At 62.9% G+C, this 16,150-nt stretch carries 14 protein-coding genes; 6 read left to right on the top strand and 8 right to left on the bottom strand.

Annotated features, from left to right (window positions below; all coding sequences use genetic code 11):
* Nucleotides 1-12: 12 nt before the first annotated feature.
* From FJ419_RS26605 to FJ419_RS26590, 4 genes are all read right to left on the bottom strand, one after another.
* Nucleotides 13-990, bottom strand: a complete 978-nt coding sequence (locus FJ419_RS26605; RefSeq protein ID WP_140700233.1) for a quinone oxidoreductase — start codon at nucleotides 988-990, stop codon at nucleotides 13-15.
* Between the two features lie 137 nt (nucleotides 991-1,127).
* Nucleotides 1,128-1,946, bottom strand: coding sequence for a phosphatidylcholine synthase (gene pcsA, locus FJ419_RS26600; protein WP_181170817.1), 819 nt, complete (start codon nucleotides 1,944-1,946; stop codon nucleotides 1,128-1,130).
* On the bottom strand, nucleotides 1,943-2,557 hold the full coding sequence (locus tag FJ419_RS26595; protein ID WP_140700231.1) for a DUF1326 domain-containing protein: 615 nt from the start codon (nucleotides 2,555-2,557) through the stop codon (nucleotides 1,943-1,945). The genes pcsA and FJ419_RS26595 overlap by 4 nt, the downstream gene beginning before the upstream one ends.
* Nucleotides 2,558-2,568: 11 nt before the next feature.
* The gene (locus FJ419_RS26590; RefSeq protein WP_140700229.1) at nucleotides 2,569-3,459 is read right to left on the bottom strand and encodes a DUF2182 domain-containing protein; all 891 of its coding nucleotides are present in this window, start codon (nucleotides 3,457-3,459) and stop codon (nucleotides 2,569-2,571) included.
* A gap of 101 nt (nucleotides 3,460-3,560) precedes the next feature.
* Between FJ419_RS26590 and FJ419_RS26585 the strand changes: the two genes are divergently transcribed.
* Both FJ419_RS26585 and hspQ read left to right on the top strand, forming a co-directional pair.
* Nucleotides 3,561-4,772 carry a UbiH/UbiF family hydroxylase gene (locus tag FJ419_RS26585; protein WP_140700227.1) on the top strand — a complete coding sequence of 404 codons (1,212 nt, stop codon included), beginning with the start codon at nucleotides 3,561-3,563 and terminating at the stop codon, nucleotides 4,770-4,772.
* 239 nt (nucleotides 4,773-5,011) lie between these two features.
* Nucleotides 5,012-5,335, top strand: a complete 324-nt coding sequence (hspQ, locus tag FJ419_RS26580; protein ID WP_040983419.1) for a heat shock protein HspQ — start codon at nucleotides 5,012-5,014, stop codon at nucleotides 5,333-5,335.
* 99 nt (nucleotides 5,336-5,434) lie between these two features.
* On the opposite strand, the gene FJ419_RS26575 is transcribed toward hspQ, so the two are convergent.
* On the bottom strand, nucleotides 5,435-6,055 hold the full coding sequence (locus FJ419_RS26575; RefSeq protein WP_095765425.1) for an invasion associated locus B family protein: 621 nt from the start codon (nucleotides 6,053-6,055) through the stop codon (nucleotides 5,435-5,437).
* A 293-nt stretch (nucleotides 6,056-6,348) separates the two neighbouring features.
* On the opposite strand from FJ419_RS26575, the gene FJ419_RS26570 reads away from it, so the two are divergent.
* From FJ419_RS26570 to mgtE, 4 genes are all read left to right on the top strand, one after another.
* Nucleotides 6,349-8,169, top strand: a complete 1,821-nt coding sequence (locus FJ419_RS26570) for an extracellular solute-binding protein (RefSeq protein ID WP_140700225.1) — start codon at nucleotides 6,349-6,351, stop codon at nucleotides 8,167-8,169.
* Between the two features lie 38 nt (nucleotides 8,170-8,207).
* A complete protein-coding gene (locus tag FJ419_RS26565; RefSeq protein WP_140636660.1) occupies nucleotides 8,208-8,888 on the top strand; it encodes a DsbA family protein in 681 nt (226 codons plus the stop codon).
* A 685-nt stretch (nucleotides 8,889-9,573) separates the two neighbouring features.
* Nucleotides 9,574-11,463: an ABC transporter ATP-binding protein/permease gene (locus FJ419_RS26560; RefSeq protein WP_181170816.1), complete on the top strand. Its 1,890-nt coding sequence runs from the start codon at nucleotides 9,574-9,576 to the stop codon at nucleotides 11,461-11,463.
* 280 nt (nucleotides 11,464-11,743) lie between these two features.
* The gene (mgtE, locus tag FJ419_RS26555; RefSeq protein ID WP_140700223.1) at nucleotides 11,744-13,108 is read left to right on the top strand and encodes a magnesium transporter; all 1,365 of its coding nucleotides are present in this window, start codon (nucleotides 11,744-11,746) and stop codon (nucleotides 13,106-13,108) included.
* Nucleotides 13,109-13,162: 54 nt separating this feature from the next.
* Here the strand turns inward: mgtE and gor are convergent, their stop codons facing one another.
* The 3 genes from gor to rpiA all read right to left on the bottom strand — a co-directional run bounded on the left by gor (nucleotide 13,163) and on the right by rpiA (nucleotide 15,986).
* Nucleotides 13,163-14,551: a glutathione-disulfide reductase gene (gene gor, locus FJ419_RS26550; protein ID WP_140700222.1), complete on the bottom strand. Its 1,389-nt coding sequence runs from the start codon at nucleotides 14,549-14,551 to the stop codon at nucleotides 13,163-13,165.
* Between the two features lie 118 nt (nucleotides 14,552-14,669).
* Entirely contained in the window at nucleotides 14,670-15,269 is a 600-nt protein-coding gene (locus tag FJ419_RS26545; protein WP_140542460.1) for a DUF2059 domain-containing protein, read from the bottom strand.
* A 21-nt stretch (nucleotides 15,270-15,290) separates the two neighbouring features.
* Complete coding sequence (rpiA, locus tag FJ419_RS26540; RefSeq protein WP_140700221.1) at nucleotides 15,291-15,986, bottom strand: ribose-5-phosphate isomerase RpiA; 696 nt, start codon at nucleotides 15,984-15,986, stop codon at nucleotides 15,291-15,293.
* Between the last annotated feature and the right edge of the window lie 164 nt (nucleotides 15,987-16,150).

Here is a 16,150-nt window from a genome sequence, read left to right as displayed (position 1 = left end):
CCGCGAAGCGCTCTATGGAATGAGGACGGTCGTTCCCGTCGTCTTGCGGGCCTCGAGATCCGCTTGCGCCTTTGCAGCATCCTTCAGCGCATAGCGCTGGTTGATCTTGATCGCGACGGCGCCGCTCTTGACCACGTCGAAAAGCGCTTCGGCCGACTTCACCAGATCCTCGCGCCTGGCATTGTAGACGAAAAGCGTCGGCCGGGTCGCATAGAGCGAGCCCTTCTGCGCCAGCAGCGACATCGAAAAAGGCGGGATCGGCCCGGACGACTGGCCGAAGCTCACGAACATGCCGAGCGGCCGCAGGCAATCGAGCGATGCCGGAAACGTGTCGGCGCCGACGGAATCGTAGACGACGTCGCATTTCTTCCCGCCCGTCAGCGCCTCGACGCCGGCGACGAAATCCTGCTCTTTGTAGTTGATGACGTGATCGAAGCCATGCGCCCGCGCAAGTTCGATCTTGTCGGCGGAGCTCGCGGTGCCGATCACGGTCGCGCCGAGATGCTTTGCCCATTGCCCGAGGATCAGGCCGACGCCGCCGGCGGCTGCGTGGTAGAGGATCGTGTCACCGGCCTTGACGGGAAAGGTGCGGCGCAAGAGGTATTCGGCCGTCATTCCCTTCAGCATCATCGCCGCCGCTTGCTCGTCGCCGATACCGTCCGGCACTTTGACCACACGGTCGGCCGCGATCACCCGTTGCTCAGCGTAAGCCCCGACATTGACGGCATAGGCGATGCGGTCGCCGGGCTTTAGCCAGTCGACGCCGGGGCCGAGCGCCAGCACGACGCCCGCTGCCTCGCCGCCTGGGATCAGCGGAAAACCGCCAAGTGGCGGATAAAGCCCGGAGCGATAGTAGACGTCGATGAAGTTAAGACCGATTGCCGTGTGCCGGATCAGGATCTGGCCTTCTCCCGGCTGGCCGGGGTCGGCGTCTTCATAGGCCAGGACTTCGGGGCCGCCATGGGCGTGGATGCGGATTGCCTTGGACATCGCTCAGCTCTCTGAAGGGTAAGTGCACAAATCCGGAAACATGATTGCGAAAGGGAGAACCGATTTTCGGAAAATCATGCGCCGATATACAGCTAGGGCCAGGATGATCATTCAGCCAAAAATATCCTGATCCAGGATCAGGACTTCTTGGCGCCCAGATTGGGAAACATCTGCATGATGCCTCCGATGCTGGCGAGATAGAGGCCGCTGATGGTGATGCCGATCTTGGTGAAGTTGCTGACCTGCTCTCCCAGCACGCCGATCTTGTCATAGAAGGCGGCAAGTGCTGCCTGCGCCAGCGCCAGCGCGCCGAAGGCGCACCACAAAAGCGTCATAAAGAGATTGACCGGTCTCAGCCGCACGACACGCACCGGATGGATGAAGTTGATCGGCATGAAAGTCAAAATGCCGGCAACCACCACCACGGCGAAAGATACCCATTGCCCAGGCTCGATGACGAAGAGCGTGAACACCACCATGTTCCAGACGACGGGAAACCCTTTGAAGAAGTTCTCCTTCGTCTTCATGCCGGTGTCGGCGTAGTAGATCGCGCTGGAGACGACGATGATGGCCGCCGACAGGAAGGACAGGTTCTCGCCCATGAAGCCGCGCTGATAGAGCGCGAAGGCCGGAATGAGCACGTAGGTCACGTAGTCGATAATGTTGTCGAGGAGCTCGCCCGACCATGTCGGCAGGATTTCCTTGACCTCGAGCTTCCTGGCGATCGGGCCGTCGATACCATCGACGAAAAGTGCCAGCCCCAGCCACCAGAACATCGCCGTCCAGCGTTGCTCGCTCGCCGCGACCAGCGACAGGAAGGCAAGGAACGATCCCGACGCGGTGAGCAGATGCACGGAGAACGCGCGCGCCTGCGGCCACGTCACCTTCTTCTTCGGCAATGGGATCCGTTGCGCGATCTTCTTGGCTGCCTTGCCGGCCCTTGTGTTCTTGCTCACGGTCCCCGCCAGTCCAGCTTGCAGATTTCGGCCGAGCGGCCGGCGAAATTCCAGTTGCGGCCGAAGGCGCGCATCTTGCTCTTGTCGGACTTCGCCACGATGATTTCCGGCGCGATCCAATATTCCGAATTGGCGATCACCGTATCTTTCTCACGGTCCTTGCCGGGAATGGGCGTCACCGCGCCGTCGATGATCTTGGGAATCTGGAAGACGCGCGTCTTGTCGCGCGTCTCGTAGGTGATCGGCACCTGCTCGACGCCGAGGAATTTCCCGACGAGGATCGAAAGCAGCGAGGTGGTGCCGCCGGCCTTGCCGGTGAAAATCTTGGTCAGCGCCTTCACCGCATAGATCGACGCGCGCTTGTCGATGAACAGGCCGGCCGTCCAGTTGCCGCGGCTCATATATCCGGGAATTTCCATGATCAGGCCGAGATTGAGGCCCGACAGTTCGACCTCGCCGAAATGGCCCGCATCGATGCGGAAGCCCGCCCATGTCTGGCAATAGCCCTCCGTCGGCGGATGGCTGCCAAGCGACAGCACGCAGGGACAGAAAACCGTGCAATTGCAGGAGAGTACCAGCTCCCCTTTCATTGCCCAGCTTTGGTCGGTCATCGAATTCTCCCTCATGCCGAAACTAATAGCAGGGCAGCCGCCCACACAAGCAGTATCGCACCGGCAATCCGGCTGGCCACCCTGCCGGCGGTCTGTTTTTCGATCAGCGTGAACAGGCCGATCAGCGCCATCCAGAAGACGTTCATGGCGCCTACGGCAAACATCACCAGCATCAGCGCCCAGCAGCAACCGAGGCACCAGACGCCCTGTTCCAGGCCGAGGCGGAAGATGCGGCCTGGTTTCGCGCTCCACCTGGCGAACAGGATCGAGAACGGATTGCGGCACTTTTCCAGGCATGCCTGTTTCAGGCCGCTGAATTGATAGAGGCCGGCGACGAGCAGCGCAGCGGCGCCGGCAACGCCGATGGCGGGGTCGAGCATCCGGCCGGAACCGGCAAAGGCGTACACCGCCAGCGTCAGCGTGCTGAAGCCCACGGATGCGGCAAGCCATGTGGCGAGGTATCCGGCGACAAGCACCAGCGGATGAACGACTGGTTCGCCTTTGATCCTCGCCGTGTCGGCGATTTCGCAATAGGTGCGGATCAGCGGCGCCGCCGAGGGCAACATCGTCGCCATGGCCATCAGGAACCACATCAGCACAAGCGCCGGCGCTTGCAGGCCGGCCAGGCCGGCAAGCGGCGCCGGCGCGAGGCAAAGAGCGAAGAACCGGTCGAGAAAATCCGGCAACGGCAGGCCCGGCAGATTTTTCAGCAGCATATCGCCGGGGGCGCCGACGGGGCTGCCTTCAGCGCCGCGTATCGCCATTGCGCCGAGAAGCAACCAGGCAAGGGCGATGCCGATACCGATCGTGAGCATGACCGCGAGGCGCGGGCTGCGCGCCACGCCAGCCGTGGCGCGGCCGGCGCGGTCGAGATGGCTGAAATCATGCTGCTCGCCGCTCATGGCAATCGAATGGGCTGAATCGCCGCGTTGATCAAGCCGGTCAGTCTGCCCTATATCCGGACAAAGGCCCGACGGGTCGCCTCGTATTGTGGAAGCCTGGCGTGGAGCACAACGACAAAGCTCGCATCCTGGTTGCCGGCAGCGGTCCGGCCGGTTTGATCGCAGCACTCGGCTTCGCCGAGGCCGGCTTCGAAGTGACGCTGGTCGGCCCTGAGGCCAACACCGCCGACGGCCGCACCACCGCCCTCATGAATCCTGCCCTGAAAGTCCTTGAACGACTGGGCATCCTTGCCGAACTGAGGCCGCAGGCCGCGGCGCTCAAGGTGATGCGCATCGTCGACGCCACAAGGCGGCTGATCCGCAGTCCAACCGTGACCTTCCGCGCCAGCGAGATCGGCGAGGAACAGTTCGGGCTCAATCTGCCGAACAAGGCCCTCATCACCATTCTTGCCAAGGCGGTTTCAGTTCATGATGGCATTCATTGGCTGAAATCCACTGTCGGGTCCTGGCGCCTGGAGGCCGATCGGGCCCATGCCCGGCTGGCCGATGGCAGCGAAATCTCTGCATCGCTTGCTGTCGCCGCTGACGGACGCCTGTCGCTGGCGCGGGAAGCCGCCGGCATTCGCGCCTTTGCGCGTCCCTATCCGCAGTCGGCGCTTGTGCTCAATTTCGGCCATCGCAGCGAGCACGGCTTCGTTTCAACCGAGTTCCATACCGAGACAGGGCCGTTCACGCAGGTGCCGCTGCCCGGCAGGCGCTCGAGCCTTGTGTGGGTGGTGAGGCCGGAGACCGCGCGGGAGCTTGCCGCGCTCGACGATGCAACCTTGTCGGGGCGTGTCGAGGAGCAGATGCAATCGATGCTTGGCCGGGTCTCGGTCGAGCCGGGCCGGCAGGTCTATCCTTTGTCGGCGGCCTCGCCCGGCCGCTTCGCGCAAAACCGCGTGGCGCTGGTCGGCGAGGCAGCGCATGTGTTTCCGCCGATCGGCGCGCAAGGCCTCAACCTCGGCATCAGGGATATCGACGATCTGATTGGAATTGCGAGTGAAAACAGCAATGATCCTGGATCGCGCCGAAGCCTGGCCGCCTATGACACGAGGCGCCGGCCCGACATTTGGGCGCGCAGCGGCGCGGTGAACCTGCTCAACATGTCGCTCTTGTCCGATATGCTGCCGGCGCAGCTGGCGCGCAGCGCCGGCCTTAATGCGCTTGGCGGCTTCGCGCCGCTGCGCGCCTTCTTCATGCGCGAGGGGCTGCGGCCGGGCAGCGGCTTTCGCGCCATTGCCGGCGGCCTAAGAAAAGAGGTCGGCCGGTAGTATTCCCAGGCCGATGACGTCGGACTTTTTTCGCTCAGGCGGGAAAACTCCCGCGCGGGCTAACCCGTTGCTTCAGCCAAGATCAAGGACTTGGCTATTGAACTGCGGCGGCGTCTGCGCCAAATAGGCACCAGCCGAAAGTCGGGGTCGATTTTTGGCCGCGTGACGTGTAAATTCAAGGCCTTAGGCGCCTTGTGCGCAGCCACGACAGGCGCCTCGGAACCTAAGTGGTGAACGTGATGAAAACGGCCAAATTCTCGATCGGGCAAGTGGTTCGCCACAGGCTGTTTCCATTCCGCGGCGTGATCTTTGACGTCGATCCCGAATTCGCCAACACGGAGGAATGGTACGAGGCTATTCCCGCCGACGTGCGTCCGCGCAAGGACCAGCCTTTCTACCATCTTCTGGCGGAAAATTCAGAGACTGAGTACATCGCCTATGTGTCCGAGCAGAACCTGCTCGAGGACCGGTCAGGCGAGCCGGTGCGGCATCCGCAGATCGGCGAGATGTTCGACAAGCTGCCGGACGGCCGCTACGAGCCGAAGCGCCAGTCGAAGCACTGAAGCGCTAACGAACATCGCCCAGGGCGCGCGCGGCGCGGGGCAATAAAAAAGCGGGGCATTTGCCCCGCTTTTTGTTTTCCGAGAAATGCGCCTGCGCGATCAGTTCGCGGTCTTGGCCTTGTCCTGCTCGTCCTTGAGCTTCTTGGCGAAGTCCTGATTGTTCTTGGCGACGAAGTCCTGCAGCTTCTTCTGCCGGTCCTCGATGTCCGATTGCTGCAGCGGCGGGCCGTCATAGGCGCCGCTGAAGCCGGTGAGCGCGATCTTGATCGGGTTCGGCTGGTTCTGGAAGTTGATCGAGGTGAGCGTGATGCCCTGCCCCTTCTTGAAGGAAGCGACGAGCTGGTCGCTCAGCGGCACTTCCGCCACGCAACGATCCGGGAAGCAGATCACATAGTCGAGCTTCTGCGCCTTGCCGGCATCGATCTGCAGCGCAATTCCGGGAGGCACGAGGCGGCCGGTCGGTACCGTGACCTGGAAGACCTTGCGGTTCACCTTGCCCTTGAGCTCGATCAGGCTGACGCCGGTGACGAGCTGGCCGTTGCCGGCCGTGACGATGTTCTGCACATTGCAAATGTCAACGTCTTCCTGCTTGGTGCAGGCCTTGAACCAGCCCTGCGGGATCTGCGGCTGCTGTTGGGCCGAGGCGGTGAAAAGCCCGGCGCCCAGAACGCCGACCACGCCTGCGGCCAGCACCGAAAGGCGGTACGCGTTGATCGTCATATGGTGCACTTTCCTCTCAAATGATCCCGGGGACCGGCTTCTTCGTGCCGTGTGGTCCAGCTACCTGTTGCCCAAATGAGGCAACAGGATGACTTCGGAGCGCGTGTTACACTGCCAGCGGCATCGAATCCAGCCCGGTTTCCGCGATTTCTTCGCGGTTCGATGTCCAGGGCAAGCATCGATCGGCGCTGGAGCGGCGGAACCCGATTCCTATTGGCGCGCCGATTCAATCGGATTGCGAAATGCTCTAGGGTGCATGGCGAATCACAAAGCCGCCCGGCAAGGAGACGGTCATGGACCGCGTTCTCGTCCGGCTGATCGCCGCGACCTCGTTTCTGGCTCTTTCGCTCCTTCCGGCACAGTCGGAGCCGAAGCACGGCTTAGCCATGCAAGGCGAGCCGGCGCTGCCGCCCGATTATCAGCATTTCGACTACGTCAATCCGGACGCGCCGAAAGGCGGCAGCGTCACCTATTGCGTCGTCGGTTCCTTCGACAACCTCAATCCCTTTATCCTGAAAAGCCTGCGCACCACGGCGCGCGGGATGATCGATACGGTTTACGGCAATCTCGTCTTCGAGCCGCTGATGCAGCGCAATTATGACGAGCCCTTCAGCCTCTACGGGCTGCTTGCCGACAGTGCCGACATGGACCCGGAGCGAAAGAGCATCGAGTTCCATCTGAACCCCAATGCAAAATGGTCGGACGGCCAGCCGGTGACGCCGGAGGACGTGCTGTTCACCTACGACGTCTTCGCCGCGAAGGGCCGCCCGCCCTACAGCGACCGCATGAGCATGATCGCCAAGCTGGAGAAGACCGGCGATCACAGCGTGAAGTTCACCTTCAACGACAAGGCCAATCGCGAATTCCCGCTGATCGTCGCGCTGACGCCGATCGTCCCCAAGCACGCCTTCGACAAGGACACGTTCGATAAGACCACGCTGAAGCCGCTGATCGGCAGCGGGCCCTACACCGTGGACAAGGTGCTGCCGGGGCAGCGTATCGTCTTCAAGCGGAATCCGGATTACTGGGGCAAAGACATTCCGTCGAAGCGCGGCTTCGACAATTTCGATCGGGTCACGATCGAGTATTTTCTCAACGCCAACGCCAAGACGGAAGCGTTCAAGAAAGGAATTTGCGCTCTCGATGACGAGACCGATCCGGTCAAGCGTGAGCGCGACATCGACTTTCCAGCCTTCCGAAAGGGGGATGTGAAGGAGGAATATTTCAACACCGGCATTCCCCCGGTTGTGACCGGCTTCCTGTTCAACACCCGGCTGCCGAAATTCGCCGACCCGGTCGTGCGGCGCGCGCTTGGCATGCTTTACGACTTCGAATGGGCGAACAAGAACCTGTTCGGCGGCAAGTTCAACCGCACCATGAGCTATTGGCAGAATTCGGACCTGTCCGCGCTTGGCCACCCGGCCGACGATCGTGAAAAGTCGCTGCTTGCGCCCTACCCCGGCCGCGTGCCGCCGGATGTGATGGACGGCACTTGGCGCCCACCCGTGACAGATGGTTCGGGCCAGGATCGCAAGGTGCTCAAAACCGCTTTCGAATTGCTGAAGAGCGCCGGCTTCCATGTGCAGGACGGCAAGATGCTCGATCCGCAGGGAAACCCTTTTGGTTTCCAGATCCTGACCTCATCGCAGGATGAGGAGCGGCTGGCGGCTGTCTACCAGCGCACGCTGGAAAAGATCGGTATCGACGTCGGCATCCGCATCCTCGACGGCGACCAGATCCAGTCGCGCAAGCAGCGTTTCGACTTCGAGGTTCTGATCGGGACGAGCGGCTTCAGCAATTCGCTGTCGCCCGGCAGCGAGCAGGTCGGCCGCTGGGGATCGGTCGCCGCGAAGACGGAAGGATCGTTCAACCTCGCCGGCGTCGCCGATCCGGCGATCGACGCCGCGATCGACGCGATGCTGAACGCCCGCGCCAAGGAAGACTATGTCGCCGCGGTGCGCGTGCTCGACCGGCTGCTGATCTCAGGCGGCTACATGGTGCCGATGCAGTACAACACCCAGCAATGGGTCGCTTACTGGAGCTATCTGGAACATCCGCAAAAGACCCCCATATTCGGCTATCAGCTGCCGACCTGGTGGCGAAAGCCCAACTGAGGCAGGCCCGACCGGCTGAGACCAAACAGGAGACGAGCATGAGCGCCGAGAACACCATCACCGTCGATGTTGTGTCCGATGTCGTCTGCCCCTGGTGCTTTATCGGCCAGAAGCGGCTGGACAAGGCCATCGCTTCCGCAAGCGACATTGACGTGCGTGTGCGCTGGCGGCCATTCCAGCTCGATCCGACCATCCCGCCAGCCGGCATGGATCGCCGCCAATACATGCTCGGCAAGTTCGGCAGCGAGGAGCGCATCCATCAGATCCACGCGCGCATCGAGCCGCTCGGCGAAGCCGAGGGCATCAGCTTTGCCTTTGGCGCCATCAAGGTCGCGCCGAACACGCTCGACGCGCACCGCGTCATCCGCTGGGCGGGCGCAGCCGGCGAGGACGTGCAGAACCGGCTGGTGCGCCGCCTCTTCCAGCTGAATTTCGAGGAAGGCGTGAACATCGGCGACCATGCCGTGTTGGTTACGGCCGCCGGCGAGGCGGGCATGGATGCGTCGGTGGTCGAGACGCTGCTGCCGACCGACGCCGACGTTGAGGCCGTCCGCAACGAGATCGCCACCGCTTCGCGCATGGGCATCACCGGCGTGCCCTGCTTCCTGCTCGAAGGCAAATATGCCGTGATGGGCGCGCAGGATGCCGACACGCTTGCCGACGCCATCCGCCAGGTGGCCCAGGCCAAGGCGCGCGGCGAGCTCGAAACCGCGAACTGAATGTTCCGTCAGCGCGATCCGTAGCCGCCGACCTGACCGCAGCGCGCTTTCCTGAAAATTGTACTCTTGTTTCGCGGTCGCCTTGGCTTTGCTCAGGAAGAAGCTGTTGCCGTAGCCAAGCTTGGTCAGATCGCCGCAACAGCCCTGATCGCCGGTATTCTTGGTCGGCCATGTCCGTTTCGGCAGCGGCGAGATCGCCATCGACAGATACGACGCTGCCAGCAAGACCATTTCCGGCCATTTCAGCGCCTCCGGAAAAGACGAATCGGGTAAACCCTGAGTAGCTCACGGACGGCAAATTTTTGGTCATTCCGGTCACCGCCAGTAGCCATCGTGGCCTGTGGACACCTCTTTTTCATTCACAAACCCGTGTTTTCCACTTCCCTTAGGGAAGGTTGCCGCCGGCTGGCACAAACAGCTCTAACAAACTGAAATAAAAGATGAAATCGCCGCGAGTGGCGACCTCCCGGCGCAGCCTTTCTGTTGCCCTCATGCCACGGCGGGTAACCCTGTTCACATTCGCCGGCAGAAAATTAATGGAAAATGATCAATTGGTGTTACCCTGTGTAACAAAACTAAGAAAGGTTTGGGCGGGATCGTGACTGGGGTCGGTAGACCGCAACGAACAGTACCGGAGCAAACATCCAACGAGGCGAAGACCTCGTCACTGACGCCGGTATCGTCGATGCGCACATTCTGGGGGCTGATGCGAGCCTACTGGTTCTCCGACCGGTGGAAGGAAGCCTGGACCCTCACATTCGTTATCGCGCTGCTAACGGCGTTGTCCAGCAAGGCTGGCGTCTGGTTCGCCTTGGCATTGGGCGAGCTGGGCAATTCGATCGCCTTCCTCCACGACGCCGCCAACAGCCACCCGTTGCAGACCATTCTGACCAATGCCGGCGTATTGGTGCTGCTGGTCGTGCTGAAGGATGCCGGCTTCACCGGCGTGCGCAATCTCGTTTCAACGACCTTGCACCGCAAATGGCGGGGCTGGCTGAACAGCCAGTTCAACCAGGCGCTGCTCGACGGCAACCATACCCATTTTCATGCGCAGCACGGCTCGGCGGCCGGCGGCATCGTCGCTCCGGACAACATCGACCAGCGCATCCAGGAATCGATCAAGGACATGACCGGCGGCGCCATCGGGCTTGCCATGGGCGTGCTGGGTGTCGCGACTTCGCTCTATTTCATCGGCGAGAACCTGATCGGGTCCTCGGTCGAGGTCAAGGGCCTAGAATTCCTCGGCGGCTACGGCACCGCGGTGCTGGCTTTCCTCGCCGTCGCCATCTACGTGCCGCTGAACACCTGGATCGCCGTCAAGCTCGGGCGACTGCTCGAGCGGCTCAATGTGCGCATGCAGCAGGCCGAGGGCAGCTACCGCAGCGAACTGACGACGTTCCTGCGCCGCAGCTTCCACGTCGCCGCCTCGCATGGCGAGGGCGTGCAAAAGTCGATGCATGACAGGCTCTATGTCGACATCGACAAGACGTGGGGGCGACTCAATATCGTCAACACGAGCTACACGTCGTTCGAGCTGATCTACAATTTCGTCGGCGCCCGTATTGTTGCCTATTCACCAGGCCTCGTGTCGTTCATCCATAACCGTCTCGACTACAAAGGCTACATCACCGGCTCCGAAATGGTCGCCCAGTTGATCAGCCAGTGCTCGTGGTTCATCCATGTGATGCCGGCGATCGCGACGCTCAGGGCCAACAGCCAGCGCGTCACCGAACTCGCCGACGCCATCGAGAACGTCCAGCACCCGCGCGAATTCTATCAGCAGACCGGCCGCTCCGACTTCGGCTACGCCACCCAGAACCCGGTGTTCGGCCTGACCATCCAGAAGCTCGAGCTGGCGCATCAGGGCGAGGACGCGACGCCTTTCCTCAGCGCCGCCAATCTGCGCTTCCGCCGCGGCGAATGGACCTTCCTCAAGGGCGAGTCCGGCTGCGGCAAGACTTCGCTGATCAAGGCGATCAACGGCCTGTGGCCATATGGCCGCGGCACCATCGTCTTCCCGGAGGGCGTGACGAGCTTCTATGCCGCTCAGGAGGTCAAGCTGCAGCAGGTCTCGCTGAAGCAGCTCGTCTGCCTGCCGGGTTCCGAGAACGACCACAGCGACACGCAGGTCGCGGCGGCCCTGCACAAGGCCGGCCTCGGCGACTTCATCGGCCACCTGGCCGACGAGAGCCGCGAGGGCAAGATCTGGGACCAGGTGCTTTCGGGCGGCCAGAAGCAGAAGCTGGTGGTCGCGCGCATCATCCTGCAGCAGCCGGGACTGCTGTTCCTCGACGAAGCGACCGGCGCGCTCGATCCCGAAGGCAAGATCGCCTTCCATCAGGCGATCAAGGACAATTGCCCGAATGTCACCGTGATCAGCGTCATGCACGAGGCGGTGGCGCCGCGCTCGCTGTCCGGCGAGGAATTCTACCACAGCGTGGTTTCGATCGCCGACGGCATTGCCACCAAGAAGCCGCTTGCGCCCACCCTGCCGCGCGAGCTCACCACCATTCTCGCCCAGCCCCGGCCGGTCGAGGACAAGTGGCTGCGCTTCCGCCGGCTGAAGCAGAAATAGCAGTCCTACCAAGCCCTTGACCGGCGACCGTAGCCCGGCTTGGGCTGCTTTCGATCACAGTCTCGCGATCCGGCCTGCCCGCATCCCTTTTCGGCACCCTTCGCGATTGACTCGGTAAAAACCGCTCCTATGTTGCGCCCGCTCGCAGCATTCAAACGCGAACTCCGCGAGCAGAAAGGTCAGCCCGCCATGCCTGGCGACAGTCACAGTCGAACGCAACCGCCGTCCGCCCTGACGTGACCTGACGGCTCACGTCCTGCCGGACGGCAAGGAGTGAGCCATGAACGAATTCGCCCCCGTACTGGACGACGAAGCCATCGCCATCGCCCGTGTTCTTGCCAACGATCACGTCGCCGACGTCGTTGAAGCCCTCAACCACGAGCCCCGCGAGACGGCCATCGAGCTTCTCTGCGCCGTGCCGTTCGAGCGGCTGGTCGACATTTTCGACCAGCCGGAGCTCGAAGCAGCACCCGAGCTTGCCGAGGCCCTGCCGCGCCCGAAGGCGAGCAAGCTCCTGACCGCCATGTCGGTCGACCGCGCCGCCGACATCCTGCGCGAGCTGGACGAACCGGCCCGCTCGGAGCTGCTCGGCGCCTTGGCGCCGCCGCTGCGCGCGACGCTGTTGTCCATCCTGGGGTATCCGGAAGGCAGCGCCGCCTCGATCATGACGACGGAATTGGTCAGCGTGCCATCGGACTGGACCGTTGGGCGCACGCTCGACTACATCCGCAAGGTCGAGCGCAGCCGCGAAACCATCTACGCCATCTACATCGTCGACCCGGAGACGCATCTCCTGCTGCGGGCGACCGGATTGCGGCGGCTGATCACCGGCAATCCGGAGGATTCGATCCTGTCCGTGGCGCCCGATCGCATGCCGGTGGCGGTGACGCCGCTCACCGACCGCGAGACCCTGGCGCAGACAATCTCCAAATACGACCTGCTCGCCTTGCCTGTCGTCGACCACGGCAAGCTCCTCGGCATCGTCACCATCGACGACATCATCGACACGATGATCGAGGAGACGACCGAGGACGTGCACCGCTTCGGCGGCATGGAGGCGCTCGACGAGCCCTATATGAAGATGAGCTTCCTCGCCATGATCCAGAAGCGGGCCGGCTGGCTTTGCGCGCTGTTCCTCAGCGAGATGCTGACGGCCAACGCCATGCAGAGCTACGAGGGCGAGCTGGAGAAGGCGATCGTGCTGACGCTGTTCATCCCGCTGATCATGAGCTCCGGCGGCAACTCCGGCTCGCAGGCGACCTCGCTCGTCATCCGCGCGCTGGCGCTGCGCGAGATCGGGCTGCGCGACTGGTGGCGGGTGGCGCTGCGCGAGCTGCCGACCGGTCTGGTGCTCGGCTCGATCCTCGGCATCGTCGGCATCTGCCGCATCGCGCTCTGGCAGTATTTCGGCCTCTACGACTACGGCCCGCACTGGATGCTGATCGCGGCGACGGTAGGCGCGGCGCTGGTCGGCATCGTCACCTTCGGCTCGCTGTCGGGATCGATGCTGCCCTTCGCGCTGAAGCGCATCGGCTTCGACCCGGCGAGCGCCTCGGCGCCGTTCGTCGCCACGCTAGTCGATGTCACCGGGCTGATCATCTACTTCTCGGTGGCGCTTATAATCCTGCGCGGCACGCTTCTGTAGGAACATCTCGACGGCCACCGGCATCGCCGGCGGCCGTCGCATCCCGCGATCCGGTCAGACCCGTTCGCCGTTCTTCACGCGATAAGTCGGCTTGTACATCGTCACCAGTTCCTCGGCCGCGGTCGGATGCACGGCCATGGTGCGGTCGAAATCGTCCTTGGTCAGGCCAGCCTTCAGCGGAATGCCGAGAAGCTGCGCCATCTCGCCGGCATCGGGGCCTAGAATATGGGCGCCGATCACCTTCCTGGATACGCCGTCGACCACCAGCTTGATAAGCATCTTCTCGTCGCGGCCAGACAGCGTGTGGCGCATCGGACGGAAGGATGCGCGGTAGACCTCGACATCCGGATAGCGCTCGATCGCGTCGTCTTCCGACAGGCCGACGGTGCCGATCTCCGGCTGCGAGAATACCGCCGTCGGAATGGTGTCGTGGTCCGGCGCTGTCGGGTTGTCCTTGAAGGCCGTCTCGACGAAGCACATCGCCTCATGGATCGCCACCGGCGTCAGTTGCACGCGATGCGTGACGTCGCCGATCGCCCAGATGTTATCGACATTGGTGCGCGAATATTTGTCCACGACGATCGCGCCCGTCTTGCTGAGTTCGACGCCGACGCCTTCCAGGCCCATATTCTCGGTATTGGGGATACGCCCGATCGCCAGCATCACCTGGTCGACCGTCAGTGTCTCGCCAGTGGTGAGCTGCGCGTCCAGCTTGCCCTCCGGTGTCTTGCGCACCGATTCCGAAACCGCGTGGCAAAGAATCCTGATGCCTTTCCTCTCCATTGTCTCGTGCAGCGAGCGGCGCAGGTCCATGTCGAAGCGGCTCAGAATCTCCTGGCCGCGATAGACCAGCGTGGTGTCGACGCCCAGGCCGTGGAAAATGTTGGCGAATTCGACGGCGATGTAGCCGCCGCCCTCGATCATGATCGCCTTCGGCAGCTCCTTGAGATCGAAGGCCTCGTTGGAAAAGATGCAATATTCATGGCCCGGCAGCGCCGGATGCGGCGCCGGACGCCCGCCGGTGGCGATCAGGATCTGGTCGGCGCTGACCGTGCGGTCCTCGGCAACCAGATAGATGCTGTGCGTGTCGACGAGCACTGCGCGTGAATGGAAGGTCTCGCCGCCGGAGCCTTCTACATTCTTCTTGTAGATCGCTTCGAGCCGCGCGATCTCCTTGTCCTTGTTGGCGACCAGTGTCGGCCAGTCGAAGCTCGCCTCGGGCACCGTCCAGCCATAGCCGGCGGCATCGGCGAAATGCTCGGGAAATTGCGAAGCATAGACATAGAGCTTCTTCGGCACGCAGCCGCGAATGACGCAGGTGCCGCCGAAGCGGTATTCCTCAGCGATGGCCACGCGCTTGCCGAGAGCCGCCGCCACCCGGGCCGCCCTTACCCCGCCGGAGCCGCCGCCGATGACGAACAGATCATAGTCATAAGCGGCCATCGCTTGGGCTCCTGCGGATGAGAAAGACGGAGGTCAGAGGTAGGCTGCCAAGCGGCAAAAGAAAAGCCCGGGCAAACCCGGGCTTTGTGGTCCAGCCGCAGTCGGCGGATCGACACGATCAGTTCTGCGAATCGTCAGCCGGAGCCGAATTGTCTGCCGGAGCGGAACCATCGGCGGGTGCGGCGGCGGCCGGAGCCGGCGCTGCCGGCGCCGCTGCCTTGGCGGCGGCCGCAAGCGTCTCGCCGACCTGCTGGGCGAGATCGCGGGCAACGCCATTTTGCCAGATGTCGGCAGCCTTGACGAGGTCGCGCGTCACCGCAGGGCCGCTATCCAGCAGCTTCTTGCCGGCCTCGGAGCTGTAGAAGGCGGCGATATCGTTGAGGTCCTTCTCGGAGAACACCTTGGCATAGGCCATGGCCGCCTCCTTTTCCAAGTCGGCGCGCCGCGAGGCCATGCCAAGCGCCTTCTCGGTCACGGTCTTGCCGATCAGTTCCTGCATGTCGGGGTTTTTCTGGATGAGCTGCGACTCCAGCGCTCCGGCCGCCTGCGGCAGGATGTTGTCGAACGAGTCCGTGGCATGGATCGCCGCGACAGCCGCGCGAGCGGCCTTCAGATGCGATTCGCTGATGTCCTGCGCAAACACCGGTGACGACAGCGCAAGGACGGCCGAGGCCGCCAGAAGCGTCGAAAAGCGGCGAACTCGTTTAGGCAAAATCATAGTCGGTAGAACTCCCTGGTTTCAGGCTGCATGGACGGTTTCGATACCGTCGCCGCCGGCGATGATGGCCGTTGACGCCAGCCCGATGAATAGACCGTGCTCGACAACGCCTGGAACGGCGAAGAGAGCATTCGACAGCGCTCTTGTATCCGGAATGCGGCCAAAAGATGCATCGAGGATAAAGTGGCCGCCGTCTGTAACAAATGGCTGGCTTCCCGTCATCCTCAATGTAACCGGGCCGGAAAGGCCGAGACCTGCCGCGGCGGCGCGTACCGCGATTTCGGTGGCGCGCAGGCCGAATTTGTTGACCTCGATCGGCAGCGGGAACCGGCCGAGGGTTTCGACCATCTTGGATTTGTCGGCAATCACGATCATGCGCTCGGACGCCGCCGCGACGATCTTCTCGCGCAGCAGCGCGCCGCCGCCGCCCTTGATCAGGGTCAGCTCCGGGTCGACCTCGTCGGCGCCGTCGACGGTGAGGTCGAGCTCGGGTGTTTCTTCCAGTGTAGACAGCGGCACGCCGAGCTCGCGGCAGAGCGCTGCGGTGCGCTCGGAAGTCGGCACGCCGATGACCTTGAGGCCGGTCGCAACCTTCTCGGCCAGCAGCCGCACGAATTCTTCAGCCGTGGTGCCGGTGCCGATGCCGAGCCGCATGCCGCTGCCGACATAGGCGAGCGCTGCCCGCGCGGCCTCGACCTTCAACTGCCTTGCATCCATGGGGAGCCCCGATTTCGCCGGTTTCGCGCGCCTCCTAGCATTTTTGCCTGTCCCGTCAAAGGCTCGCCCTCAAAGGCTCTGTGGACCGATCGAGGCTTCTTGCTTGAACTTGGGCCAGCCTGTATCGGCTGCGGCAACGCAATTGCCGCAGGACCCACCCATGA

The organism is Mesorhizobium sp. B2-6-2 (assembly GCF_006440615.1).
Lineage (GTDB): Bacteria > Pseudomonadota > Alphaproteobacteria > Rhizobiales > Rhizobiaceae > Mesorhizobium.
The sequence above is the reverse complement of the archived record's forward strand: the minus strand, read 5'-3'. Positions and strand labels throughout refer to the sequence as shown.